The organism is Enterobacter sp. 118C5, assembly GCF_034107645.1.
In the GTDB taxonomy this organism is placed as follows: Bacteria; Pseudomonadota; Gammaproteobacteria; order Enterobacterales; family Enterobacteriaceae; genus Enterobacter; species Enterobacter nematophilus.
On record NZ_JAWNEU010000002.1, the window covers coordinates 24,904 to 50,169 of the forward strand.

Below are 25,266 nucleotides of genomic sequence, written 5' to 3' on the forward strand. Positions count from 1 at the left end.
AGGTCGTTTTCCCCGGTACGATATTGACCGCACCGGGTTTCACTCGTAATTACAGCGAGATCTTCAAACGTCGAACCGCTTCTTTCAGCTGCTCATCCGTTGGAGTGACGAATGACATGCGCAGCGTTGTCTGGTCCGGTTCGTTGCAGTAGAAGAACTCGCCCGGTACAAACACCACGCCGTTGCTTAAGGTTTTTTCCAGCCATTTCGTCGTGTTCATGCCGTTGTTCATTTTTGCCCACAGGAACATGCCGCCCTTCGGCTTGTGGAACGACATCACATCGCCCAGCTCGGCTTCCAGTTCCGTTGCAAACGTCTGGTATTTCTGGCGATAGGCCTCGCGGATCGTTTTAATCTGGTTCGCCAGACGCCCGGTTTTCAGATACTCGTAGGTCATCAGCTGGGACAGCGTGCTGGTGTGCAGATCGGTGGTTTGCTTGAGGTTCACCACCGCGCGCTTCAGCCACTCCGGCACCAGCACCCAGCCCACGCGGGTGCCCGGCGCGAGGATTTTGGAGAAGGTAGAGGTATACACCACGTTATCTTCATTGCCGATATCTTTCGCATGGGCAATCAGCGGGCGGAACACGTCGTCGGTGTAGTTAATTTCGCTGTACGGATCGTCTTCGATAATCACGAAATCATAGCGCTTTGATAATTCCACCAGCTGTTTACGGCGCGCTTCGGAAAGCGTTACGCCGCCGGGGTTACCAAAGGTTGGAACGATATAAACCGCCTTGATGGTTTTCTTTGCCACCAGCGCTTCAAGCTCATCGACCTTCATGCCGTCGCCGTCGGTGCCGACGGATTCAAAATTCGCCTGCGCCAGGCCAAAGACCTGCAGCGCGGCGAGATAGGTTGGACGTTCAACGACAACCGTATCGCCAGGATTGATTAACGCGCGCGCCAGCACGTCCAGAGATTGTTGAGAGCCGGAAGTAATGACCACGTCATCGGCCTTACAGGCGATGCCGCGCCCCTCGCAAATGCGTTTAATTTCCTCGCGCAGCCCCGGTACGCCTTCCGTCAGACCATACTGGAACGCCTCGCCAAAATGCTGTGACAACACGGCATCGGCGGCAATTTTAAGCCCTTCGCGATCGAACAGGTCCGGATTGGGAATACCGCCGCCCAGCGAAATCACGCCCGCCATTTTGCTATGTTTTAATAATTCTCGGATGGCAGATGATTGCAGGCCCTGCGCGCTGCTGGCGAGTTTGTTTGCAGACATTCTTTGATTACCTTCTTTTTTTATATTGTGCCCAATCTTAGCAGAATATGAGCAATAAATTCCGTTAGCTTAGGGAGGGGACGTAAATCCTGTCGCCACAGTAAATGCACCGGCCTCGGCGCGGGCGTGAACGGCTCCAGCACCCGCACCAGCCTGCCGCTTGCCAGCTCTTCCGCCACCAGCACCTCCGGCTGCAGCAGCAGCCCTGCTCCGGCTCGCGCCGCCATGCGTAAACCGTAGCCGTCGTTGCATCTTAAGATCGCATCCCGCTTCCAGCGCACCTCCCCTTCCGCACCCGGCAGCCGCCACTCGTTGCGCGCGGTCCACACCGTGTGCGACAGGCACAGATGATCCACCAGATCGGCGGGCGTCTGCGGCGTGCCGTGTCGCGCCAGATAATCCGGCGCGGCGCAGATCGCCATGTTGTAGGGACACAGATATTTCGCCACCAGATCGTCATTGCGGATATCGCCAATGCGAATGGCCAGATCGACCCCCTCTTCCACCAGATCGACCATTCGATTGGTGAGATCCAGTTCGATACGCACTTCCGGATAGCGCTGCAAAAATGAGGCCGTCAGAGGAGCGATCGCGCAGCCGCCAAACGACGTAGGGGCCGTGACGCGCAGGGTGCCGGCGGGCGCCGCGCGCAGCCGCTCAACCGCGCTTTCGGCAATCGAGACCTGCTCCAGCACCCGCCTGGCCTCTTCGAAATAAACGCGTCCTGCATCGGTCAGGCTCTGGCGACGGGTATTGCGCTCCAGCAGCCGCGTTCCGAGCTGCGATTCCAGCAGCGCAATATATTTCCCGACCATGACCGCCGACATCTCCAGCCGTGCCGCCGCGCCGGTAAAGCTGCCGCTCTCAACCACCGCGATAAACGTCTCCATGCCGCGAAGCTTATCCATATTCCAAACCCCTGGTTAGCAATCATCTAACTTTAGCCCAGTTTATCTGATTTTTTATTTATTAAAGAATGAGGGCTCACAACATAAGGAGTCTGCTATGAAAATCGTCATTATTGGTGCCAGCGGTACGGTCGGTCGTGCCGTAACCGAAGAGTTAAGCCGTCGTCACGAGGTCATCCGTGTCGGTCGCACGCAGGGCGACTACCAGGTGGATATCACCTCGCAGGCGAGCGTACAGGCGCTGTTTGAGAAAATCGGCCATGTGGATGCGATTGTCTCCGCCAGCGGTGGCCTCTACTTTGGCCCGCTCGCGACCATGAAGGACAGCGACTTCAACCAGGGCCTGCAGGACAAGCTGCTGGGGCAGGTGCGCCTGGCGCTGACCGGCCAGCATTATCTGAACGAAGGCGGCTCAATTACGCTGATAAGCGGGATTGTGGCGCACGAGCCCATCGCGCAGGGCGTCAATGCCACCACGGTGAATGCCGCGCTGGAAGGGTTTGTTCGCGCTGCCGCCTGCGAACTGCCGCGCGGGATCCGCATTAACCTGATAAGCCCGACGGTGCTGACCGAATCCGCCGAAGCGTATGACGGGTTCTTCCCCGGCTTTGAAAGCGTTCCCGCCGCGACCGTGGCGCAGGCCTACCGTCGCAGCGTGGAAGGGGTGCAGAGCGGGCGGGTGTATAAGGTCGGTTACTGAGCCTTACGGGCGGAAATCAGCACCAGCATCGGGCGCTCCGCCTCTTCGGCCAGTGCAGGCCAGGCGTCAATCTGCGCCTGCGTTGGCCCCCACTCATTGACTTCACTTATCGTTAACCCGGCCCCGATCAGCGCGTTAAGCGTGGTGCCCAGCGTGCGGTGGTATTTAATCACCCCGTCCGCCAGCCAGTTGCTGACGCGCTGGCTTTCGTCCTGATAACGGTTCACGCCCCAGAACCGCTCGCCGCTGTCGTCGGTCAGCCAGCCCTGACGGGAGGCGCAGGTGTAAATCGGGTGTTCCATCGAGAAGACCAGGCTACCGCCCGGTTTTAGCGCGCGCTGAACGTTGGCGAATAGCGTGTCCAGTTCCGGCAGGTAGTGCAGCGCCAGCGAGCTGTAGACCAGATCGAGGCTATTCTCGTTGAGCGTAAGAGACTCCAGATCGCTACGCTGATAGTGAATCCGATTGTCATCAGTCAGTTCAGCCGCGCGGGCGAGCATCTTTTCTGAGATATCGACACCCGTGACGTCAGACGCGCCCTGCTCGCGCGCCGCGCGGCAGAACCAGCCGTAGCCGCAGCCGAGATCGATAACCGATTTGCCGGTTAGATCCGGCAGCATTTTTTTCAAGGCAGGCCACTCCGGCGCGCCGTCCAGGCCCTGCACCGAGCGGGGAAGCTGTGCGTAGCCTTCAAAAAACGCCGGGTTGTCGTAGATGTTTTGTGCCATGACGGACTCCTGTTATCGCAACAGAGGCGAGGGTAAAATACCCCTCGCCCGTTGGCAACGTATCCGTCTGATAAATCAGAGCCTGCGCCGGATCTTCTCTACCATGGCGGCGGTCGAAATCCCGTAGCGGTCGTGCAGGGTGGGCAGCGCGCCCGCATCAAGGAACGCGTCCGGCAGCGCGACGGTATCGAAATCCACGTTAACGCGGTTGCGCATCAGCAGCGACGCGACGGCTTCGCACAGCCCGCCCACGCTGCTGTGGTTTTCCGCCACAATGACCAGCCGTCCCGGCTTTGCGGCCTGGGCCAGGATCGTCTCTTCGTCCAGCGGCTTAATGGTGGGCGAGTGCAGCACCGCCACGCTGACGTTATCCTTACGCAGCTGCTTCGCCGCCTCCAGCGCGCGCATGGTCATCAGGCCTGAGGCGACGATCAGGACATCGCTCCCCTCTTCAAGCAGCACGGCTTTGCCAATCTTAAACTGGTAGTTGTACTGGTCCAGCACCACCGGCACCTTGCCGCGCAGCAGGCGCATATAGACCGGGCCGTCGTGCGCTGCCATCGCCGGCACCGCCTGTTCCGTGTCAATTGCGTCACAGGGATCGATAATCGTCATGCCCGGAATACCGCGCATAATCGCAATATCTTCCGTCGCCTGGTGGCTCGGCCCGTAACCGGTGGTTAGCCCCGGCAGCGCCGCGCAGATCTTCACGTTCAGGTGCTCTTCAGCAATCACCTGATGGATAAAATCGTAGGCGCGGCGGGTGGCGAAGACGGCATAGGTGGTGGCGAAAGGAATAAAACCCTCTTTCGCCATGCCGCCCGCCGCCCCCATTAAAAGCTGTTCAGCCATGCCCATCTGGAAGAAGCGTTCCGGGTAGGCCTGGGCAAAAATGTGTAGATCGGTGTACTTCGACAGATCCGCCGTCATGCCGACGACCTCCGGTCGCTGTTCCGCCAGCTTCACCAGCGCGTGGCCGAACGGCGCGGCGCGCGTCTCCTGGCCCTCTTCCGCGATAGAGGCAATCATCGCCGACGTGGTTAAACGCGGCTTTTTCTCCGTGGTCTGGCTCATTACAGCACTCCTTCAGGTTTGTTGGCATCCAGCACGGCGAGTGCCTTTTGCCACTCGTCAGCATCTACGCGAATAAAATGGTTCTTGTCACGCTTTTCGAGGAACGGCACGCCCTTGCCCATCAGCGTGTCGCACAAAATGACGCGCGGCTGGTTTTCCGGGTAGCGTTTGGCGTTATCAAAGGCCGTCACCAGCGCAGGAACATCGTTGCCGTTTACGCGCTGCACGTACCAGCCGAAGGAGGTCCATTTATCCTCCAGCGGCTCAAAGCCGAGGATCGCGTGCGAGTTGCCATCCGCCTGCTGGCGGTTAATGTCCACCAGCACGATCAGGTTCGACAGGCCGTGATGTGCCGCCGACATCGCCGCTTCCCAGGTTGACCCTTCGTCCAGCTCGCCGTCCGACATGGAGTTAACGACCCACGCCGCGCTCTGCTTATGCTTCAGCCCCAGCGCCATGCCAACGCCAATGCTTAAGCCCTGCCCCAGCGAACCGCCGGAGATCTCCATGCCCGGCGTGTAGGTTGCCATACCGGACATCGGCAGGCGGCTGTCGTCCGCGCCGTAGGTCTCCAGCTCCTCTTCAGGAACGATCCCGGCTTCAATCAGGGCCGCGTAGCAGGCAATGGCGTAATGGCCGTGGGAGAGCAGAAAACGGTCGCGCCCTTCCCACTCCGGCTCGCCCGGCTTAAGGTTCATCCCGTGGGTAAACGCGGTGGCCAGCACGTCGGCATAGCCCAGCGCCTGCCCGATGTAGCCCTGCCCCTGCACTTCGCCCATGCGCAGCGCGTAGCGGCGAATGCGCCAGGCCGCGGCGGCAACCTGTTGAACTGTGGTATCCGTCATCGTCGTATCTCCTTAATGGATCAGCATCCCGCCGTTCACGTCGAGCGTGATACCGGTGGAGTAAGAAGAGAGGTCGCTGCCGAGGAACAGCGCGGCGCGGGCAATATCCTGCGCGTCTCCGAGGCGGTTAAGCGGAATGCCCGCCAGAATGGACGTTTTCATCTCATCGCTCAGCTTGCCTGCGGTGATGTCCGTCTGGATAAGCCCCGGCGTGATGCAGTTTACGCGCACGTTGTCTGGCCCGAGCTCGCGCGCCATGGCTTTTGCCAGCCCCAGCACACCCGCTTTTGCAGCGCTGTAGTGTGGGCCACCGAAGATGCCGCCGCCGCGCTGGGCGGAGACCGATGAAATGCAGACGATGCTGCCCGACTTTTGCGCGCGCATAGTGGGAATAACCGCCTGGGACATTAGCAGCGTGCCGCGCAGGCTGACGTCCAGCACCGCATCGTAATTTTCGCGTTTGATATCCATCAGCCTGATCGGCTGAGTAATGCCGGCGTTATTCACCAGAATATCGATGCGCCCGTATTTCCCCAGCACCTGCTCAATGGCGGCATTAACCTGTAATTCATTGCTGACGTTCGCCGCAAGGCCCAGATGTTCGTCGCCCAGGCTCGCGGCGGCAGCCCGGCTGGCTTCGGCATCTAAATCAATAATGACCACTTTCGCGCCCTGTTCGGCATATAATTTCGCCGTGGCGAAACCCAAACCGCGTACGGAAGCCGCGCCGGTAATAACGGCGACTTTATTTTTCAGTAGCATATATTTACTCCATTCGGACAAGAGGGATTTAATGTTTTATTTCGGCTCTTCCAGTAGCGTAATCATAATTAAGCCAATGGCTGCGCAAATACCGAAATAAATAAACACGGAATTAAAACTGCCTGTTTTATCCAGCAGATAACCTGCCAGCATTGGGGAAACAAATCCGCCGAGATTACCGCCGCTATTGATGATGGACGCGGCAATGGGATAGGTTTTACTGTCCGCAACAGCCATGCCATAAGCCGTAAAAGCGGGCCAGCCAATATTCAGACAGAGGCCGACAAAAAATAGCCCGACGCAAACCGCCACGGTGCTTTGCGGAATATTCAGCATAATGACCATCATTAAAACGGTGCTGATGGCGGTAAACATCATGGTCGGTTTACGTCGGCGGCCGAGCAGCCTGTCGGAGACGTAGCCGCCAAAAATCGCACCGATAAACCCGCCGATGCACGGCATGCTGGCGACCAGCCCCATGCTCATAAACGTAAAGCCTTTCTCTTTCACCAGATAGAGCGGGATCCACGTCAACAGTCCGTACAGCACGCTGACCATCATAAAATAGGCCAGGCAGTCGCCGAGAATATTCTTCGAGGTAAACAGCCCTTTCACCGTGCTTACCGGGGCTAACTCCCGCACGCGGATTAGCCGATCGAGGCGTGCAAAGCCCGGTGAAATCACGATGTTTTCCCGTCTGGCGTCCGGCGTCTCCTGACCGGCGGTAATGGTCTCCAGCTCCGCTTTAGAGACGAATGCGCTCTCGGACGGCTTCGTACGTACCAGCAGATACCACAGGACGGCAATGACCAGGCCTGGGATCGCAAAGGAGAAGAAGACCCAGCGCCAGCCCCAGGTCATGGCGATCCACACGGCCAGCGGCGGCACGAGGATGGGCGCGAACATGGTGGCGGCGATGTAGACGCCCGTGGCCGTGGCCTTCTCCTTTGGCGGAAACCAGTTGTTGATGGTGGAGGCCAGCCCGACCGGGCACGGCCCCTCTGTTAACCCCAGCCCCAGGCGGATACACTTCAGGCCCAGAACCGAGGTTGCGGTGCCCATCAGCCAGGTAAAGGCAGAGAAGCCGAATATCGACAGCGCCACCATGCCGCGAATTCCCTTTTTGGCAATAAAAAAGCCCGCAGGAATTTGGCTCAGGGCGTATCCCAAAAAAAACATGCTGGCGATGGCACCGGCTTCGAAATTATTGATATGAAATTCGTCAATGATAAACGGCAGTACCGCACCAATATTTGTTCGGTCAGCATAGTTAATGGCATAAACAATAAAAATTAATGCCAGCACAACGAAACGGTAATTGGTTTTTTTAGTCTTTATGTAGGGGACAGCTTGTTCTATACGAGACATAACTTACCTCATTATTCGAACACCGTGAGTCGTTTTATTATTGCGTTCAACGTCAATATATCGGCTCACCCATGAAACGCCATTCAATAAAGCTCATTTATTGCTGAGATAAATTTGATTCGCGATACAGCTCAAAAAAATAACATCGGGATAAAATTGCCCGCTCGCAGTCTCAATGTTATGTTTTTTATCAATTATCGTGTAAGGAGTAGGCCATGCCCGCGCAGGATCGCCAGACGTTATCTCTGCCCTCGCTCAGAAATTTGCAGGCGTTTATCGCCGTTGCCAACGCCCTGAGCATCCATCAGGCGGCGGAACAGCTCAACGTCACGCCGTCGGCGGTAAGCCACCAGATCGCGTCGCTGGAATCGTGGCTGGGCAAGAAATTATTCATCCGCAGCGGCAAAGGGGTTCAACTCACCCCGACGGGAGAAAAATATCTGCGGGAGGTCTCGGCGGCGATGAGCGCCATCGGGCGCGCCACCGATCAGATCGTGAAAGAAAAAGACAATGCCGTGCTTCGCGTGCACTCTTCCCCCACCTTCGGGCTGTCATGGCTGCTGCGCCGTCTGGGCAGATTCCGCGCCGAATATCCTGATATCACCATCAACCTCACCTGCTCCTATGAGAACCTGCAGTTCGCCAGAGATAATATCGACATTGATATCCGTCACGGTATTCCGGACTGGGACGCCTACCGGGTGATGACCATTAAAAACGACACGCTGGTGGTATTGGCCTCGCCGGGCTATGCAGAAGAACATCCCATCAGCACGCCCGCCGATCTGCTGCAACAGTCGCTTATCTCATCCACCAGCACTCTGGTGAACTGGGAAAAATGGTTCGCCTGGCACAATATCGACAGGCCCTGGCTCAATTTCAGCCTCAGCTTCGACCGTTCCTACATGAGCTTTGAAGCGGCGCGCATGGGGCTGGGGTTTATTCTGGAGAGCAAAATGATGGCTACCGATCACCTGAAGGATGGCTCGCTGGTGCAGGTGCTGCCGGATGAGATGGGGATCGCCATTAACGCGCATCATCTGGTGATGCCGCACATGAACGAACGCGCGTGGAAGATCCAGCAGTTCGTCGAGTGGATCGATCGGGAGTTGCAATTGTCGGGGTATCACCTGTAGCGATACCCCAACGTGGCGTCAGGCGACCGTGCCCCAGACGAGGTTGCCCTTGTGGAACGTCGCGGTGCGCGGTGAAATGCGCGCCACCGCCTCGGCGGAGCAGGAGGCATCCACCAGCACAAAGCTCGCGTCGTCCTGCGCTTTCGGCCACACGCGTTCGCCTTTATCGTTCAGCGGCAGCACGTCGCCGGTGGCGATGCCGAGCGCGCGGGAGAGCGTCTGCTCGTTCGGGCGAATATAGAGCTGGGCGTAGAGATTGGCTTTTTCCAGCATGTCCCCTGAACCGTACGGCGACCAGTGGTCGATCACGCTGTCGGTTCCCGTCATCACGAACACGCCCTTCTCCCGCAGCTGCTTCAGCGGCATGTGCAGGGTACCAATCGGCACGGTGGAGGCGATGGTCACCTGCTGCGCCGCCATGCGGGTGGCAATCTCATCCACCTGCTGCTCGTTGAGCGTCGCCAGCGCGAAGGCGTGGCTGATGGTCAGCTTGCCCTTCAGCGCCGGCGTTTTCTCCACGGTTTCCACCATATAGTTCACCGCCGCCACGCCCGCCGGGCTGGTTTCGTGCAGGTGAATGTCCACCCCTTTGTCGTAATCCAGCGCAATCTGGAACATCAGATCGAGGGATTTCTCCATCGCGCCGTCAACGCTGGTTGGGTCCAGCCCGCCCACGTAGTGCGCCCCGGCCTGCATCGCCTCGCGCATCAGCTTTTCAGCGTTGGAGAGCAGCAGGCCGTGCTGCGGGAAGGCGACGATTTCGCAGTCAAAGCCTGCGGCCCGGCGCGCCAGCACCGCCTGCAGATTTTCCAGGTTTTTCAGGCCGGAAACCGGCTCTATATTGCAGTGGCTGCGGGCGATGGTGGAACCTTTCGACTGGATCAGGTCGATAAGCGCCTCCGCGCGCTCCTGGGTGTAGGGCTGTAGCTCCGGCAGCAGCTTCTGTTCAAGGCGGATCATGTCCTGAATGGTGGTGCCTGCCGGGCGGTTCAGCGAGCACCACGGACCGCCGTAGAAGGTTTTATCCAGGTGAATGTGCATGTCGCGCATCGCCGGAAGCATCAGCTTTTTACCCGCGTCGTAGTGCGGCAGGGTCGCGTCGGCGTGGCTGCCGTTGTCGCGCAGGGCAACGATCTTCCCGTCTTTGATCTCCAGCGTTTTCAGCTCGGTGCGGGTGCTCGTCGCCACGCTGCCGTCGAAGTTGAATCCGGCCTCCAGCAGCACGTTGTCGAGGTAGTAGTGTTTTGCGGTGATGTTCATCGGTTTGCCCGTCTCGCAGGTTGGCTTTGCGGTATCCGCAGCATACGCGACGGAGCCGGTGGCGCCAAACAGCGCGCAGGCGGTGACCATTTTGCCGCTCTGGCTGATAAACTCGCGGCGGCTTTTATTCTCATTCATCTTATCTTCCTTCATTAACAATATGGGTACCCGTTTCACCTCGCAGCGCCGCGGGCAGGCAGTCCGGCGAAGTGATGATCACTCGCCTGCCGCCGTGGCGTAAAAACTCCAGCGACGCGACGATTTTGGGCAGCATGCTGCCCGCCGGGAAGTGGCCTTCGTCCATGTAGCGCGTCATCTGCGCCACGCTGACGGTGCCCAGCGCCTGCTGGTTCGGCTTGCCGAAGTTAACGCACACCTTCTCCACGCCGGTGGTGATCGCCAGCACGTCGGCGCGGATCTCGCGCGCCAGCAGCGCGGTGGAGAGATCTTTATCAATTACCGCATCGACGCTCTGGTAGTCGCCCTGTTCGCTGCGTACGACCGGAATACCGCCCCCGCCCGCGCCGATCACCACAAAACCTTTCTGCGTGAGGGTCTTGATGGCATCCGCCTCAACGATGCAGAGCGGCTGCGGCGAGGCCACCACGCGGCGATAGCCGCGGCCTGAGTCCTCGACAAAATGCCAGTCCGGATACGCCTGCAGCAGCTCATCGCGCTGCGCCTCGCTAAAGAACGCGCCGATCGGTTTCGTCGGGTGCGTAAAGGCGGGATCGTTTTTATCCACCTCCACCTGGGTAACGACCGTGACCGCCTTTTGCTCCCCGCGCGCCGCCAGGCGGTTGTTGAGCGCCTGCTGGATGAGGTAGCCGATGCCGCCCTGGGTGTCCGCCACGCAGTTGGCCAGCGGGGTCAGCGGCAGCCCCTCCCGCTCGTGGGCGATTTCGGCACGGCGCAGATCCAGCCCCACCTGGGGGCCGTTACCGTGGGTGAGCACAATGTCATAGTCCGAGGCCAGCATTTCCAGCACCGACTCTGCCACCGCTTTCACCGCCTGCGCCTGATGTTCAACCGACTGGCTGGCGTTGTCTTTGATAATGCTGTTGCCGCCGATGGCGACGACCATAAGCTCTTTCATACGTTTTCCTTCACAACGGTAACTTCAGCGCTCGCAACTTCCCGGCTGTCGAGGAAATGCTTCACCACAAACATGCCGCCCATCATCAGGTAGGCCGTGACGAACATTAGCGAACTGCCCTCGGCGAAGCCCACCACCGGGGCGTGGATCACCCCAAACAGCGCCAGCAATGCTCCACCCGCCGCCGCAACGGCCCCGCGCAGCGGCTTGTTGATGATGGCGAAGATGGCGATACAGCCCCAGAGCATGCTGGCGAGCGGCGCGCCGTTACCGAGGTGCACCAGGCCTTCGTAGTAAATCCCCTTGCTGTGCAGCACGTCGGTGCCGATTTTCGCCGCGCTGGTGCCCGCCGCTCCCATCACGCTGTTCATCATGGTCAGCGCCCAGTTGGCGATCCACGGGAACAGGCAGATGAAGATCACCGGCACCTCCACTTTGGGCGTCTCCCTCACCACCTGGTTGGCGGTGACGACGCCGATAAACACCAGAATCGGCACGATGGCGGTCATCGGAATGATGGCGAGCATAAACGCCCCCAGCCCGAACAGCGGCACGATGAACATGGTCACCCCGGAGGCCAGCGTGTAGCCGATGCTGGCGCCCATCGCTTTCCAGCCCGGGTGGCCGACGTAGACCGTGACCGGGAACGGGTTGCCCATCAGGCAGCCGAGCATCGACGCCAGGCCGTTCGCCAGCATTATCTTGCGGGTCGGGTACTCATCCCCCGCCGCGTGGGCGCTTTCAATGTTCTCCAGGTCAAAGATGTAGTTAGCCAGCCCCAGCGGCACGGCGGACGCCAGATACGGCAGCGCGTGCGGCAGCCCCTGCATAAAGCTGTCCACGTGCACCTGCGGCGGGTTAAAGCCGAAGGAGGACATAGACGCTTTGATGGCTTCCGGGCTTTGCAGGCCGGAGATCCACGCTAATGCCGTACCGGCAATCAGCAACAGCAGACCTGTCGGGATTTTGGCGAAAATCGGCTTTTTACCGAACCAGTTGATAAAGATCAGCAGCAGGACGATGAACGACACGGTAGGCGCCTCGAACGCCTGCAGCATCGGGTTCATCGCCAGCAGCAGCAGGCCAAGCCCGGACAGGCACGACAGCAGCACGGTGCGCGGGATCATCTTGCGGATGGTCTCCCCCAGGAACGAGCCGCCCGCGAGGATCATCGCTTCCACGAAGCACCACACCAGGCCAATCTGGATCGCGAAATCCGCATCGCCGGTTTGCTGGTAGACGGGCATCAGCACCAGGAAGGTCACGGTGAAAATCGACGGCGCGCTCGGGCCGGACGGCAGCGCGGTGACGTCCTTTCGTCCGGTGGCGCGCGCCATCTGCAGGCCAAACCAGGCGTAGCAGATACTCGCCACCAGTACCGCCAGCCCGAAGGCCGGCGCGATGCGTCCATAAACAATCTCCTTCGGGATGCCGACGACAAAAATGAGCAGCCCCATCATGGTCAGCAAATTCGTTAAGTTGTTGGTCATCAACCCGAAATATGCCGCCCAGTCACCTCTTTTCCACTCCAGTTTCATGTTTTTCATGGATGCATGCCTTATAAAAAGTAGCGATCGCGGAAGGTCAACAGCGCCTTTTCAAAACAGCTAAACGGCGGGTGAACGATGCCCGCCCCAATCATGCCGATGCCCGCGTCCTTGTGGGCAATGGCGGTGTTAATGACCGGCAAAATGCCGCTGCCCGCAACCTTCGTGATGTCGATGGCGGTTGGAATGCCCATAAACGAGAGCAGCGGAATAGTGACGTTCGGGTTTTCGCCGAGGGTGATCTCGCGCATCTGGCGGGAGAAGTCGATCGCTTCCTCCACCGTGCCGCCCACCAGCGCAACGATCGCCGGGGCCGTCGCCATCGCAAAGCCGCCGATGCCGTAGGTTTCGGTGATGGCGCTGTCGCCGATGTCCAGCCCGGAGTCTTCCGGCCTGTAGCCCGCGAACATCGGGCCAATCACCTGCTGCGCCGGGCCGGTGAACCACTGCCCCGGCAGGCCGGAGACGCGCAGGCCGAACTCGTAGCCGTTGCGCGCCATAGTGGTGACGACGGTGCTGTACTCAATGCCGTGGGCGGCGTCCAGCGCGGCTTTACACATCGCCATCCACGTCGGGCCAGAGAAGTAGTCGCTGCTGGCGACAAACTCGAACACCTCGCGCTGCTGCTCCACCGGATAGCCCGCCTGGATCAGCCCCGGCGTCAGGGCCTGGATCAGCAGCGTGGTGCCCGCGTTGTTGCGGTTGTGGCACTCGTCGCCCATGTGCAGCGCCTGGGCCAGCATCAGGCGCAGGTCGATTTCGCCGATAATCTTCATCGCGTCGCGCAGCATCGGGCCGAGCACGTCGCGCATCCAGTTCAGGCGGTCGATCACGCTCTGGTCGTTGGCGCCCATGCGCAGGATTTTCGCCATCTGCTCACTGAGGTTGGTGAACGCGCGGTTGCCGTAGGTTTTGTTCTCAACGATGTGCATAAACATCGACGCGGAGGTGACGCCCGCCATCGAGCCCACGCAGTCGTGCTCGTGGCACGGCGAGAAGGTGATATCGCCTGAAGCCGCCAGCCTTGCGGCATCCTCCAGATCCGTCGCCAGCCCTTCAAACACCAGCGCCCCGGTGACCGCGCCCTTCATCGCCCCGCACATGTTCTCCCAGGAAACCGGCGGACCGGCGTGCAGAATGGTGGTGCGGGTCATGCCCGGCACCACGTTAATCGCCTGGTCATAGCCCACCAGCACCGGATGGGACTGAATAATGCGCTCAAGGGCGATTTTGTTCGCGGCGGCGATCTTCTCCGCCAGCGGTTTTTCCGCCAGCTGGTCGAGCGCCTCCACCACCTGCATATTGCCCTGCCCCGGCGGCGTCCAGTCCAGCCGGGTGACGGGAACGTGCTGTTTTTTGAGGTCGTCGCTGAACATCGCAATGCCGACGTTAATCACGTTCAGCGGCTGGTTGAATAAGGTCGTCATTATGCTTTCTCCCCTTTGCAGACAAATTCGCGTGCCAGTAATCCGGTATTGGTGCTGCTGCTGGCCCAGATCACGCCTGCGTCCGTCAACAGCTGGCACTGCTGCGCCAGGGACTGCGGATCCTGGTCGGTGCCGAGCACGTAGCCGAGGATCTCCAGCGGACGGTTATCGGCCTTCGCGATCGCCTGCGCCTCTTTAATAGCGTCGAGCATCACGCCGACCGGATCCTCGTGCGCGCCGAAGCCGAGCACGAAGTCCATCACGATGACGCCCACCTCCGGATCGCGCGCCTCCTGCAGCAGGCGGCTGATGCGGTTGGTCGGGTCGATCATCGGGTGCGGCTTGCCGTTGGTGAAGTCGTCGTCGCCAAAGTCGAGGAAGGTGTGGGCCTGGCTAACGCTGATGTCTTTCAGACGCTTAGCCGGATCCGGCTGGATGTTGCTGTAGACATCGTCGAATTTCGCAAGCGCCGCGAACATCGCCTCATCGCACAGGGTGCCGCCGCAGAACAGGCCGCGAATGTACTTCTGCTGTGGGGTCAGGCGGGCGCGCACCTCTTCAATCAGCGGCCAGTTGAGCGGGTGTAAATCCAGCGACTCTTTTTTAACGCCGGTGAGCAGCACCGCCTTCAGCGCCGCCTCTTTGGTGCCGCGGGCAAACTGCAGGCCGTCTTCATCGGCGGGCGGTTCGCTGCGGCCGAGGAAACAGACAACCACCGGCTTGCGGCAGGCGCGCGCGCGGGCCAGCACCTTCTCCGCCACGGCAGGGGCCGGCGGCTTAGAGATCAGCGCGATGACCTGGCTGCCCTCGTCGGCTTCGAGCATGTCGATAGCGTCGAGCATCATCAGGCCGCCGATTTTTTCGCTGAGATCGCGCCCGCCGGTGCCGATCAGCTGCGACACGCCGCCGCCGAATTCATGGATGCGCACGCTCAGCTCCTGGCTGCCGGTGCCGGAGGCGCCGACGATACCAATCGCCCCGCGGCGCACCGCGTTGGCGAAGCACAGTCCCGCGCCGTTGATAATGGCGGTGCCGCAGTCCGGCCCCATCATCAGCAGCCCTTTCTGGTGCGCCAGCTGCTTCAGCGCCAGCTCGTCGTCGAGCGACACGTTATCGGAAAAGAGCATGACGTTAAGATCGTTTTCCAGCGCCTGGCGCGCTTCGCGTGCGGCAAAGGTGCCGTTAACGGAAATCACCGCAAGGTTGCTGTCCGGGCGATGGGTTTTGGCGCTGGCAATCGTCGCGTAGCGTGCTTCGTGGGTGCCGCCGCTCTCTTTACGCGTGAATAACGCCTCAATAGCGGCCAGGGTTTCATCATTCGCCGCGTCGCCTTTAATCACGATCATCAGGTCGCCGTTTTTGGCGTCGGCTAATTCCGGCGTTAATAGCCCGAGGTTTTTTAATACGCCTTTGTTCATTTCCGTCGCCATGGCGACAAAGGCCTGCTCGACGCCCGGCAATTTATTGGCTTTGGTGGAAACGGACATCAACGACACCGAATCAAAGTACGTGTTCTTTTTTATGACGATTTTGGTTGGCATTGTTTTCTCCTGAATGCGGATAAAAGGGGGCCGCCGTCGCGCAGAATGCACGTCGGTAGAAATACTTTTTTGAATTAACGGCCAGCCGGACGTGGCTGGCCGAATGCGTTATGCGCCCGCCGCCAGCAGCAGGTCGGCTATTGCATCGAAGCCTTTTTCCCGCGCCAGTTCGAGCGGGGTTTTACCGTATTTATCGGTCATGTGCGGGTTCGCACCGTGGTCCAGCAGCAGCTTGACGATCTCCTGCTGCTTAGCGCCGCCGTCATTCAGCACGATGGCTTCCAGCAGCGGCGTCCAGCCGACAAAGTTGGTGTGGTTGACGTTAATATCGGTTTTTTCCAGCAGCTCGCGGACGATTTCAACGTGGCCTTTTTCACTGGCAGGGGTAATGCCCACGCCGCCAAAGCGCGTCAGGCGGTCAAGATCCGGATTCGCCGGAAGAACGATGCGCAGCAGGGTTAAATCATTAGTCAGGCAGCTAATCAGGAAGGGGTTAAAACAGGTCTGGTCCTGTTTATCAATATCCGCGCCGGCGGCAATTAAAAACTCCACGCAGGCGTAATGCTTTTTCAGGCTGGCAATAATAATGGCGGTTCTTTTCTGGCGGTTGGTGGCGTTAATATCCACGCCGTTATCCAGGCAGGCTTTTAGCGCGTCGATGTTGCCCTCTTCTGCCGCCAGCAGAAATTCCGTAACGAGTGCGTTTGCAGACATATTCAGTCTCCCAATGTTTCACTTCTGATGACCTGAGAATAGCAACAGCCTGGTCACAAAAGAATCCGCTTAAAAATGATTCATCGACACGCAATTCATTGTTGAGTTAAATTCAACAGTCAGGCTAAAACGTGCGTCTGTGCAACCTTTTTCTTATGGTTTACCGCTTTTTAGCGCCTCAGGCAGCATTATCCTTATGGTTTAAAAAGCCTTGCATGACGCGGCTTCGCGTAAATAGTCAGAACTGTGACCCACTTCAAATGTGATGTAACGGCGCTGTTAAAATATGTTCAAAACTGATGGCTGAGGACGCCGTGATATGAATTCCATCTTTACCGAAGAGAATCTGCTGGCCTTCACCACCGCGGCACGCTTCGGCAGCTTCAGCAAAGCCGCCGCCGAGCTGGGCGTGACGACCTCCGCCATCAGCTACACCATCAAGCGCATGGAGACCGGGCTGGACGTGGTGCTGTTTGTGCGCAACACGCGCAGCATCGAGCTGACGGAGTCCGGCTTTTACTTTTACCGTAAAGCCACCGACCTGCTGAACGATTTTCACGCCATCAAGCGCGGGATTGATACCATTTCACAGGGCATTGAGGCGCGGGTGCGCATCTGCATTAATCAGCTCCTCTATACGCCACGCCATACCGCAAGGCTGCTGCAGGTGCTGAAAAAGCAGTTTCCCACCTGCCAGATCACGGTGACGACCGAGGTGTATAACGGCGTCTGGGACTCGATCATCAACAATCAGGCCAACATTGCGATTGGCGCGCCGGACACCCTGCTGGACGGCGGCGGGATTGATTACACCGAAATTGGCGCCATTCGCTGGGTGTTTGCCATCGCGCCGGAACATCCCCTCGCCTTTGTTCCCGAACCGATAGCGGAGAGCCAGCTGCGCCTGTACCCCAACATCATGGTGGAAGACACCGCGCATACCATCAACAAGAAGGTCGGCTGGCTGCTGCACGGACAGGAGGCGATTCTGGTGCCGGATTTCAACACCAAATGCCAGTGTCAGATTCTGGGGGAAGGGATTGGCTTTTTGCCGGAATACATGGCGAGGGAGGCGGTGGAAGACGGTCTGCTCATTACGCGGCGCATCAACAACCCGCGTCAGGACTCGCGCATGCTGCTCGCCACGCAGCATGCGGCGACCGGCCAGGTGACGCGCTGGATTAAACAGCAGTTTGGTCCAGCGGGCGTGCTGACGAGCATCTATAGCGATTTACTGTGGCGCACTTAGCTTTTGGTCTGGACCCAGAACGCGTGGATAAGACCAGGAATGTAGCCCAGTAGGGTCAGAAGAATATTCAGGATAAACGCCCAGCCAAACCCTTTGCCAAGCAGCACGCCCAGTGGAGGAAGAATAATCGTAAAGACAATACGCCAAAAACCCATAAAGACTCCCTGCAAGCTAACCAGTTGAAAATAAAAAAGAGTATCTACTTTAAGCGTAGCCAGTTTATCGGCTTATGCCATAGTGCTCCCTCCCTTTTACCCTCTTTTACGCTTTTGACACTGGTTTAACAGGCGCATTTAGTTTAGCATTTACTTAATTAAGCAAATACTAAACTAACATGACCGAACTCGAACAACTTCAGGCCAGCGCCGGGCAGGCCGCCGCCCTTTTGAAAGCGATGAGCAATCCGCGTCGGCTGCTAATCCTGTGCACATTGTGTGGCGCACCAGGCACCAGCGCGGGCGATCTGGCGCGCGCCACGGGGCTTAGCCCCTCCGCCACGTCGCAGCATCTGGCGCGTATGCGTGAGGAAGGGCTCATCGACAACACCCGCGAGGCGCAGCGCATTCTCTATTTCATTAAAAACGATGCGGTGCATCAGCTCATCAGCACCCTGAAAACCCTTTATTGCCCGTAAGGAGCCGCTATGTCACTTCCACTGATTACCCCACAACAGGCCCACGCCCGCGTGGCTGAGGGGGCGAGAATGATCGATATTCGTGATGCCGACGAATATGCCCGCGAGCATATTTCCGGGGCACAGTCGGTGCCGCTGGATAAGCTACCCGGCGGGCTTAACGCGAGGGCTGGTGAAACGGTGATTTTCCACTGTCAGTCCGGGGCACGGACATCAAACAATGCTGCGCGACTTGCGCAGGCAGCGTTGCCGGCTCAGGCCTTCGTGGTTGAGGGTGGCCTTCAGGGCTGGAAGCAGGCCGGATTGCTGACAGTTGAAGATAAAACCCAGCCGCTCCCGCTGATGCGGCAGGTACAAATTGCCGCCGGGCTGCTGATCCTCTGCGGCGTGGTGCTGGGTTATAGCGTCTCCAGCGGCTTTTTCCTGCTGAGCGGTTTCGTCGGTGCCGGGCTGCTGTTCGCCGGTGTGACAGGTTTTTGCGGTATGGCACGGTTGCTGAAAGTGATGCCGTGGAACCGTCATACCTCATAAGCAGTAATCAATGAATTACGCTGTACCCGGCATCAGACGTCGGCTAAGGTGAAGATCGCTTAAACGATGAGGAGGTTATATGTTTTCTGTCGGTGATTATGTGCAACCACTTAAAGGCGGCCCAAAGCTGAAAGTGCTCGAAGTGAACGGTGAAAGCGTGGTGGCGGTACAGGCCAGCAATGAACAGGGCGAGAAATATACGCTGAAAGCGGCCGATTTGGCGCCGTATACCGAGGATGGTGATTTCGGCGTCTGCTGAACAGACGACCGGGCGGCGTGTTCCGCCCGGTCCGCGTATTAGATCAGAAAATCATCCAGTGATTTACCCTCTGCCAGCGCGCTGGCAATAGGCTTCGGCGTGCGGCCCTGGCCGGTCCACGTTTTCTCTTCACCGTTCTGGTCAATAAAGCGATATTTCGCTTCACGCGGTTTACGCTTTTTAGTCGGTTTACCCGCCTGCGCCAGTTCTGAACCCAGCAGGTCAGTCGGAGAAATACCGTCGGCTTTCATCAGTTCCAGCAGGGCATTAATTTTTTCCTGCTGTTCAGCGCGCTGCTGCTCTAATTCCGCCAGCTCATTGCGTTTTTCTTCAGTAACGACCCTGACCTTTTCCAGCATTTCCTCAAGAACGTCCAGGGATAATTCACGCGCCATCGCGCGCAGGGTTCGGATATTATTAAGATTCTGTAACGTCAAAGACATATTATTGAAAACCTTTTCTTTGGGGTAAATAGATAAATCGCCAACAGAATAATTCATTTCAGTTGAAATATCTACCCAAGGGGCCGTACGGGCATAAATGTAAATATATTTAAATATCGCCGTTAATAATAGCGTAGAGCATTTGCGGGAAACATGTTGATCCAATCACCGTATCAATATAAATGGTCAACTTTAATCCAAATCACAGCATACTGCGCTCCCATCAGGGGAGCGGATTTTTGCGTCAGCAGCGAAAACCTTAACTTCTTGATTTATAAAGATAACATCTTGAATGAGACAGATTATAACGAACCGAACAAAAAACAATCAACTTTAGAGAATTTTGTGGACAAAAAGCGATTAAATAAAAATTAATCACTAGTTGTTAGTTCAAAGATAGAGATATACGCTATACAGCTCAAACAAACCAACCTAAAGCACTAACCGCTGAAGGAAAACCGATTCCACTGCGTTCTTCTCAAGGAGTTCAGACATGTTCTCGCCGCAATCTCGCCTGCGCCATGCGGTGGCGGATACTTTCGCGATGGTTGTCTACTGTTCCGTTGTGAACATGCTGATTGAAATATTCCTCTCCGGAATGACCTTCGAGCAGTCACTTTCCTCTCGTCTGGTGGCGATCCCGGTCAATATTATTATCGCCTGGCCTTACGGGCTATACCGCGATGCCGTTATGCGTTTCGCGCGCCGTATCAGCCCGGCGGGCTGGATGAAAAACCTTGCCGACGTGCTGGCGTACGTCACGTTCCAGTCTCCGGTCTACGTGGCTATTCTCCTGACAGTGGGCGCGGACTGGCACCAGATCGCCGCAGCGGTCAGTTCGAATATCGTGGTATCAATGCTGATGGGTGCGGTATACGGCTATTTCCTCGACTACTGCCGCCGCCTGTTTAAGGTCAGCCAGTACGGCCAGGTAAAAGCGTAATGTGAAGCGACTGGCGAAAGCCAGTCGCAGATTTACTGTACGTCGCCAAACAGTCCCTTCAGAAACCGCTCCAGCGCCATACGCGAACTGAAACCGTGCGGAATACCATAATGCTCATGCCGTTCACCGCCTAAATAGAGCGGAAATTGCTGATAGTGATCGCAGGTTTTAATATCCGAGGCAGGCTCAGCAAATGACAGACTTCTGTCTTTCAGCGTCGGGTGAATAATGAGAGCGGTACGTCCCATCCTGGCTTCACGATTAACATAAACATAATTCTCGCCGCGGCGATATCCATACGCTTTTGGCGTCACCTCATCCATGGTGAATCCCTCTTTTTCAAGAACGCGTGCCACCTCGTCAGGTCGTAAATACATATCTTTTCCTCGTTATCTTTTCCTGCCCGGCAACCTTACAGTAATCAGCATTAGCAGGGCTTTCAGAATAGTCCATAAACTGGCGGATAACGCGTGACGCGCTTCAGATATTAAATTTCTGAACTAAACTAAACGGGAACACAAAATTACGGAGGATCGTATGTTTAACAGACCGAACCGAAACGATATTAACGACGACGCGCAGGATATTCGTAATGATGTCAGCCAATTAGCGGACACGCTTGAGGAAGTGCTGAAATCCTGGGGATCGGATGCGAAGGATGAAGCAGATGCAGCGAAACGTAAGGCTCAGTCTCTGCTCCGTGAAACCCGCGCCCGTATGAACGGACGTTCACGCGCTACGCAGGCTGCTTGCGACATGGCAAGCTGTGCTACGACCTTCGTACGTGAAAAACCGCTTTGTACGCTGGGCACCGTCGCGGCGGTCGGCATTTTTGTCGGAGCCCTGCTCAGCCTGCGTAAGTAAACCCGCGTTCTCAACCCCGGTAGCCTCAGGCGCCGGGGCTTTTTTATGCCCATAAGCCTGAAAAACCCGTACAGCCAGCCCTGCCCCGCTGTGCTCATCATCAGGGCAACATCAATCTGAATTTCCCATATCTTGTATGGTTGAATCTTTTATCAACTACATCTAGTATTCCCTTTAGAAAGACACATACTCTATGATGCGTTAACTCGCGCCGTTTTCTCATTCTAAATGGAAATACGAATCATGAGCATTATTATTTACACTCGTAACGATTGCGTTCAGTGCCACGCCACCAAACGGGCGATGGAGAGCCGCGGCGTGGCGTTTGAGATGGTGAATATCGACCTGGTGCCCGAGGCCGCGGATACCCTGCGCGAACAGGGATTTCGTCAGCTTCCGGTGGTGGTTGCCGGTGATACCAGCTGGTCTGGCTTTCGCCCGGACATGATTAACCGCCTGAGCGCTCAGGCCACGCGTGCATGAGTGGGCTGGTCTTCTTCTCCAGCAGCTCAGAAAACACGCTCCGCTTTATTGAGCGCCTCGGGCTGCCTGCGGTGCGTATTCCGCTCAACGAGCGGGAGCGCATTCAGGTGGACGAACCTTACATTCTGGTGGTGCCCAGCTATGGCGGGGGCGGTACGGCAGGAGCGGTACCTCGCCAGGTGATCCGTTTCCTGAACGATCCTCATAACCGGGAACTGATTCGGGGCGTGATCGCGGCGGGCAATCGTAATTTTGGCGATGCCTTTGGCCGCGCCGGGGATGTCATCTCTCAAAAATGCGGCGTGCCGTATCTCTATCGCTTTGAGCTGATGGGGACACAGCAGGACGTAGAAAACGTGCGTAAAGGAGTGAACGAATTTTGGCAACGACAACCGCAGAACGGGTAATTCAGGCTACGCCGGACTACCACGCATTAAACGCGATGCTTAACCTCTATGACCGGGAGGGGCATATTCAGTTTGGCAAAGATCGCGAGGCGGTAGAGGCCTTTTTCGCCGCCCACGTCCGTCCGAACAGCATTGCTTTTGGCAGCCAGCAGGAACGTCTCGACTATCTGGTTAACGAAGGTTATTACGAGGAGCGCGTGCTGACCCGCTACGACCGCGCATTCGTGGTGAAACTGTTTGAACGCGCCCATGCCAGCGGTTTTCGTTTCCAGACCTTCCTCGGCGCATGGAAGTTCTACACCAGCTACACCCTGAAAACCTTCGACGGCAAACGCTACCTGGAAAGCTTTGAAGATCGCACCGTGATGGTGGCGCTGACGCTGGCCCAGGGCGATGAAGCGCTGGCTGAACGGCTGACGGAGGAGATCCTCTCCGGCCGCTTCCAGCCCGCCACGCCGACGTTTCTCAACTGCGGTAAAGCCCAGCGCGGCGAGCTGGTCTCCTGCTTCCTGCTGCGCATCGAAGACAATATGGAGTCGATTGGTCGCGCGGTAAACTCGGCGCTGCAGCTTTCCAAACGCGGCGGCGGCGTGGCGTTTCTGCTCTCGAACCTGCGTGAAGCGGGCGCGCCAATCAAGCGCATCGAAAACCAGTCCTCCGGCGTGATCCCGGTGATGAAGATGCTGGAAGATGCGTTCTCCTATGCCAACCAGCTTGGCGCACGCCAGGGCGCGGGAGCGGTTTACCTGCACGCGCATCACCCGGACATTCTGCGTTTTCTCGATACCAAGCGCGAAAACGCAGACGAAAAAATCCGCATCAAAACCCTGTCGCTCGGCGTGACGATCCCGGACATCACCTTTAAACTGGCCAAAGAGAATGCCGACATGGCGCTTTTCTCGCCGTATGACGTGGAGCGAATTTACGGCAAAGCCTTTGGCGACGTGGCCATCAGCGAGCTGTACGACGAGCTGGTAGCCGACAATCGCATTCGCAAGAAGTACATCAACGCCCGCGATTTCTTCCAGACGCTGGCCGAAATTCAGTTTGAATCCGGCTATCCGTACATCATGTACGAAGACACGGTAAACCGCGCCAACCCGATTGCCGGGCGCATCAACATGAGCAACCTGTGCTCGGAAATTTTGCAGGTCAACAGCGCGTCCAGCTACGACGAGAACCTGGACTACGCGGAGATCGGCAAAGATATCTCCTGCAACCTCGGCTCGCTCAATATTGCCCACACCATGGATTCGCCAGATTTTGGCCGCACGGTGGAGACCGCCATTCGCGGGCTGACGGCGGTCTCCGACATGAGCCACATCCGCAGCGTGCCGTCCATTGAGGCGGGCAACGCCGCGTCGCACGCCATCGGCCTTGGGCAGATGAACCTGCACGGGTATCTGGCGCGCGAGGGCATCGCCTACGGCAGTCCGGAGGGGCTGGACTTCACCAACCTCTATTTCTACACCGTCACCTGGCATGCGCTGCACACCTCAATGATGCTGGCGCGCGAGCGCAGCCAGCGGTTCGCAGGCTTTGAGCAGTCGCGCTACGCCAGCGGGGCGTATTTCAGCCAGTATCTGGAAGGCGAGTGGCAGCCGAAAACCAAAAAAGTGCGCGAACTGTTCGCCCGCGCGGGGATTACCCTGCCGACGCGCGAGATGTGGCAGCAACTGCGCGACGACGTGATGCGCTACGGCATCTATAACCAGAACCTGCAGGCCGTGCCGCCAACCGGTTCGATTTCCTACATCAACCACGCCACGTCAAGCATTCATCCGATCGTGTCGAAGATTGAAATTCGTAAAGAAGGCAAAACCGGACGCGTCTACTACCCTGCCCCGTTTATGACCAACGAGAACCTGGCGCTGTACCAGGACGCGTACGAAATCGGCCCGGAGAAAATCATTGATACCTACGCCGAGGCGACAAAGCACGTGGATCAGGGGCTGTCGCTGACGCTCTTCTTCCCGGACACCGCCACCACGCGGGACATCAATAAAGCGCAGATCTACGCCTGGAAGAAAGGCATCAAAACGCTGTACTACATTCGCCTGCGCCAGCTTGCGCTGGAAGGCACCGAAATCGAAGGCTGCGTGTCCTGCGCGCTGTAAGGAGAAAGGATGAAACTGTCACGCGTGAGTGCCGTTAACTGGAACAAAATCCAGGACGATAAAGACCTGGAGGTGTGGAACCGCCTGACCAGCAACTTCTGGCTGCCGGAAAAGGTGCCGCTCTCCAACGATATTCCGGCCTGGCAGACGCTGAGCCACGCCGAACAGCAGCTGACGATCCGCGTCTTTACCGGCCTGACGCTGCTGGACACCATTCAGAATACCGTCGGTGCCCCCGCACTGATGAGCGATGCGCTGACGCCGCACGAAGAGGCGGTGATGTCGAACATCAGCTTTATGGAGGCGGTGCACGCCCGCTCCTACAGCTCGATTTTCTCGACGCTGTGCCAGACCAAAGACGTTGAAGCGGCCTACGCCTGGAGCGAAGAGAGCGAGTCATTGCAGCGCAAGGCGGAGCTGGTGCTGGAATATTACCGCGCCGACGAGCCGCTGAAGAAGAAGATCGCCAGCGTGTTTCTGGAATCCTTCCTCTTCTATTCCGGCTTCTGGCTGCCGATGTACTGGTCGAGCCGGGGCAAGCTCACCAACACCGCCGATTTGATTCGCCTCATCATTCGTGACGAGGCGGTGCACGGCTATTACATCGGCTATAAGTACCAGAAAGGGCTGGAGAAAGTCAGCCCGGAAAAACGCGAGGAACTCAAAGGTTTCGCCCTCGATTTGCTGATGGATCTGTACGACAACGAGCTGAGCTATACCGAAGAACTGTACGCCGGAACGGGCTGGGAAGAGGACGTAAAAGCGTTCCTCTGCTACAACGCGAACAAAGCGCTGATGAACCTGGGCTACGACGCGCTATTCCCGCCGGAGATGGCGGAGGTAAACCCGGCTATTCTGGCGGCGCTGTCGCCGAATGCCGATGAAAACCACGATTTCTTCTCCGGGTCCGGATCGTCGTACGTGATGGGTAAAGCGGTGGAGACAGAAGATGAGGACTGGGATTTTTAATGTATGAATTAACGTTCATTAATTAAATAT

General features: G+C 57.7%; 28 protein-coding genes. 12 read left to right on the forward strand and 16 right to left on the reverse strand.

The window, feature by feature from the left end; translation table 11 throughout:
• Positions 1-49: 49 nt before the first annotated feature.
• On the reverse strand, positions 50-1,231 hold the full coding sequence (locus UTO39_RS05310; RefSeq protein ID WP_266179977.1) for a PLP-dependent aminotransferase family protein: 1,182 nt from the start codon (positions 1,229-1,231) through the stop codon (positions 50-52).
• Between the two features lie 20 nt (positions 1,232-1,251).
• On the reverse strand, positions 1,252-2,139 hold the full coding sequence (locus UTO39_RS05315) for a LysR family transcriptional regulator (RefSeq protein WP_320726663.1): 888 nt from the start codon (positions 2,137-2,139) through the stop codon (positions 1,252-1,254).
• 97 nt (positions 2,140-2,236) lie between these two features.
• On the opposite strand from UTO39_RS05315, the gene UTO39_RS05320 reads away from it, so the two are divergent.
• Positions 2,237-2,839 (forward strand): short chain dehydrogenase, encoded by a 603-nt coding sequence (locus UTO39_RS05320; RefSeq protein ID WP_266179980.1) that lies wholly within the window; start codon positions 2,237-2,239, stop codon positions 2,837-2,839.
• Here the strand turns inward: UTO39_RS05320 and UTO39_RS05325 are convergent.
• The 5 genes from UTO39_RS05325 to UTO39_RS05345 form a co-directional block, all read right to left on the reverse strand.
• Entirely contained in the window at positions 2,833-3,567 is a 735-nt protein-coding gene (locus tag UTO39_RS05325; RefSeq protein WP_320726664.1) for a class I SAM-dependent methyltransferase, read from the reverse strand. The two genes, UTO39_RS05320 and UTO39_RS05325, sit on opposite strands and share 7 nt — an antisense overlap.
• A gap of 75 nt (positions 3,568-3,642) precedes the next feature.
• The gene (locus UTO39_RS05330; protein ID WP_151412877.1) at positions 3,643-4,641 is read right to left on the reverse strand and encodes a transketolase family protein; all 999 of its coding nucleotides are present in this window, start codon (positions 4,639-4,641) and stop codon (positions 3,643-3,645) included.
• On the reverse strand, positions 4,641-5,486 hold the full coding sequence (locus tag UTO39_RS05335) for a transketolase (protein ID WP_048957980.1): 846 nt from the start codon (positions 5,484-5,486) through the stop codon (positions 4,641-4,643). The genes UTO39_RS05330 and UTO39_RS05335 overlap by 1 nt, the downstream gene beginning before the upstream one ends.
• Before the next feature lie 12 nt (positions 5,487-5,498).
• Positions 5,499-6,248 carry a glucose 1-dehydrogenase gene (locus UTO39_RS05340; RefSeq protein WP_253543136.1) on the reverse strand — a complete coding sequence of 250 codons (750 nt, stop codon included), beginning with the start codon at positions 6,246-6,248 and terminating at the stop codon, positions 5,499-5,501.
• A gap of 36 nt (positions 6,249-6,284) precedes the next feature.
• Positions 6,285-7,616: an MFS transporter gene (locus UTO39_RS05345; RefSeq protein ID WP_320726665.1), complete on the reverse strand. Its 1,332-nt coding sequence runs from the start codon at positions 7,614-7,616 to the stop codon at positions 6,285-6,287.
• Positions 7,617-7,831: 215 nt separating this feature from the next.
• On the opposite strand from UTO39_RS05345, the gene UTO39_RS05350 reads away from it, so the two are divergent.
• Positions 7,832-8,752, forward strand: coding sequence for a LysR substrate-binding domain-containing protein (locus tag UTO39_RS05350; protein WP_151412879.1), 921 nt, complete (start codon positions 7,832-7,834; stop codon positions 8,750-8,752).
• A gap of 18 nt (positions 8,753-8,770) precedes the next feature.
• On the opposite strand, the gene UTO39_RS05355 is transcribed toward UTO39_RS05350, so the two are convergent.
• The 6 genes from UTO39_RS05355 to UTO39_RS05380 all read right to left on the reverse strand — a co-directional run bounded on the left by UTO39_RS05355 (position 8,771) and on the right by UTO39_RS05380 (position 16,337).
• Positions 8,771-10,150, reverse strand: a complete 1,380-nt coding sequence (locus tag UTO39_RS05355) for an amidohydrolase family protein (RefSeq protein WP_320726666.1) — start codon at positions 10,148-10,150, stop codon at positions 8,771-8,773.
• Between the two features lies 1 nt (position 10,151).
• On the reverse strand, positions 10,152-11,108 hold the full coding sequence (locus UTO39_RS05360; RefSeq protein WP_320726667.1) for a carbamate kinase family protein: 957 nt from the start codon (positions 11,106-11,108) through the stop codon (positions 10,152-10,154).
• Positions 11,105-12,655 carry a xanthine permease gene (locus UTO39_RS05365; RefSeq protein WP_320726668.1) on the reverse strand — a complete coding sequence of 517 codons (1,551 nt, stop codon included), beginning with the start codon at positions 12,653-12,655 and terminating at the stop codon, positions 11,105-11,107. The genes UTO39_RS05360 and UTO39_RS05365 overlap by 4 nt, the downstream gene beginning before the upstream one ends.
• A gap of 11 nt (positions 12,656-12,666) precedes the next feature.
• Complete coding sequence (locus UTO39_RS05370) at positions 12,667-14,082, reverse strand: DUF1116 domain-containing protein (RefSeq protein WP_061097311.1); 1,416 nt, start codon at positions 14,080-14,082, stop codon at positions 12,667-12,669.
• A complete protein-coding gene (gene fdrA / locus UTO39_RS05375; protein WP_320726669.1) occupies positions 14,082-15,623 on the reverse strand; it encodes an acyl-CoA synthetase FdrA in 1,542 nt (513 codons plus the stop codon). The genes UTO39_RS05370 and fdrA overlap by 1 nt, the downstream gene beginning before the upstream one ends.
• 108 nt (positions 15,624-15,731) lie before the next feature.
• Entirely contained in the window at positions 15,732-16,337 is a 606-nt protein-coding gene (locus UTO39_RS05380) for an ankyrin repeat domain-containing protein (protein ID WP_041908539.1), read from the reverse strand.
• A gap of 319 nt (positions 16,338-16,656) precedes the next feature.
• Between UTO39_RS05380 and UTO39_RS05385 the strand changes: the two genes are divergently transcribed.
• Complete coding sequence (locus UTO39_RS05385) at positions 16,657-17,586, forward strand: LysR substrate-binding domain-containing protein (RefSeq protein WP_320726670.1); 930 nt, start codon at positions 16,657-16,659, stop codon at positions 17,584-17,586.
• Here the strand turns inward: UTO39_RS05385 and UTO39_RS05390 are convergent.
• Entirely contained in the window at positions 17,583-17,741 is a 159-nt protein-coding gene (locus UTO39_RS05390; protein WP_014884952.1) for a YqaE/Pmp3 family membrane protein, read from the reverse strand. The genes UTO39_RS05385 and UTO39_RS05390 overlap by 4 nt on opposite strands.
• A gap of 179 nt (positions 17,742-17,920) precedes the next feature.
• Here UTO39_RS05390 and UTO39_RS05395 point away from each other — a divergent pair, with 179 nt between their 5' ends.
• From UTO39_RS05395 to UTO39_RS05405, 3 genes are all read left to right on the forward strand, one after another.
• A complete protein-coding gene (locus UTO39_RS05395; protein WP_320726671.1) occupies positions 17,921-18,220 on the forward strand; it encodes a metalloregulator ArsR/SmtB family transcription factor in 300 nt (99 codons plus the stop codon).
• A 9-nt stretch (positions 18,221-18,229) separates the two neighbouring features.
• Positions 18,230-18,751 (forward strand): rhodanese family protein, encoded by a 522-nt coding sequence (locus UTO39_RS05400; protein ID WP_320726672.1) that lies wholly within the window; start codon positions 18,230-18,232, stop codon positions 18,749-18,751.
• Positions 18,752-18,830: 79 nt separating this feature from the next.
• Entirely contained in the window at positions 18,831-19,010 is a 180-nt protein-coding gene (locus UTO39_RS05405) for a hypothetical protein (protein ID WP_320726673.1), read from the forward strand.
• 38 nt (positions 19,011-19,048) lie between these two features.
• Here UTO39_RS05405 and stpA read toward each other — a convergent pair whose 3' ends face one another.
• Positions 19,049-19,453, reverse strand: a complete 405-nt coding sequence (gene stpA, locus UTO39_RS05410) for a DNA-binding protein StpA (RefSeq protein ID WP_061099627.1) — start codon at positions 19,451-19,453, stop codon at positions 19,049-19,051.
• Between the two features lie 493 nt (positions 19,454-19,946).
• On the opposite strand from stpA, the gene alaE reads away from it, so the two are divergent.
• Positions 19,947-20,396: an L-alanine exporter AlaE gene (gene alaE / locus UTO39_RS05415; RefSeq protein WP_028014172.1), complete on the forward strand. Its 450-nt coding sequence runs from the start codon at positions 19,947-19,949 to the stop codon at positions 20,394-20,396.
• Between the two features lie 32 nt (positions 20,397-20,428).
• Here alaE and UTO39_RS05420 read toward each other — a convergent pair whose 3' ends face one another.
• A complete protein-coding gene (locus UTO39_RS05420) occupies positions 20,429-20,773 on the reverse strand; it encodes a DUF2002 family protein (RefSeq protein ID WP_023308923.1) in 345 nt (114 codons plus the stop codon).
• 160 nt (positions 20,774-20,933) lie between these two features.
• On the opposite strand from UTO39_RS05420, the gene UTO39_RS05425 reads away from it, so the two are divergent.
• The 5 genes from UTO39_RS05425 (at position 20,934) to nrdF (ending at position 25,236) form a co-directional block, all read left to right on the forward strand.
• Positions 20,934-21,260, forward strand: coding sequence for a DUF883 domain-containing protein (locus UTO39_RS05425; RefSeq protein WP_023308924.1), 327 nt, complete (start codon positions 20,934-20,936; stop codon positions 21,258-21,260).
• Between the two features lie 243 nt (positions 21,261-21,503).
• Positions 21,504-21,743, forward strand: a complete 240-nt coding sequence (gene nrdH / locus UTO39_RS05430; protein ID WP_080441995.1) for a glutaredoxin-like protein NrdH — start codon at positions 21,504-21,506, stop codon at positions 21,741-21,743.
• Complete coding sequence (gene nrdI, locus UTO39_RS05435; RefSeq protein WP_151412882.1) at positions 21,740-22,150, forward strand: class Ib ribonucleoside-diphosphate reductase assembly flavoprotein NrdI; 411 nt, start codon at positions 21,740-21,742, stop codon at positions 22,148-22,150. The genes nrdH and nrdI overlap by 4 nt, the downstream gene beginning before the upstream one ends.
• Positions 22,123-24,267: a class 1b ribonucleoside-diphosphate reductase subunit alpha gene (nrdE, locus tag UTO39_RS05440; RefSeq protein ID WP_320726674.1), complete on the forward strand. Its 2,145-nt coding sequence runs from the start codon at positions 22,123-22,125 to the stop codon at positions 24,265-24,267. Before nrdI ends, nrdE begins: the two co-directional genes overlap by 28 nt.
• Before the next feature lie 9 nt (positions 24,268-24,276).
• Entirely contained in the window at positions 24,277-25,236 is a 960-nt protein-coding gene (nrdF, locus tag UTO39_RS05445) for a class 1b ribonucleoside-diphosphate reductase subunit beta (protein ID WP_320726675.1), read from the forward strand.
• Positions 25,237-25,266 lie beyond the last annotated feature (30 nt).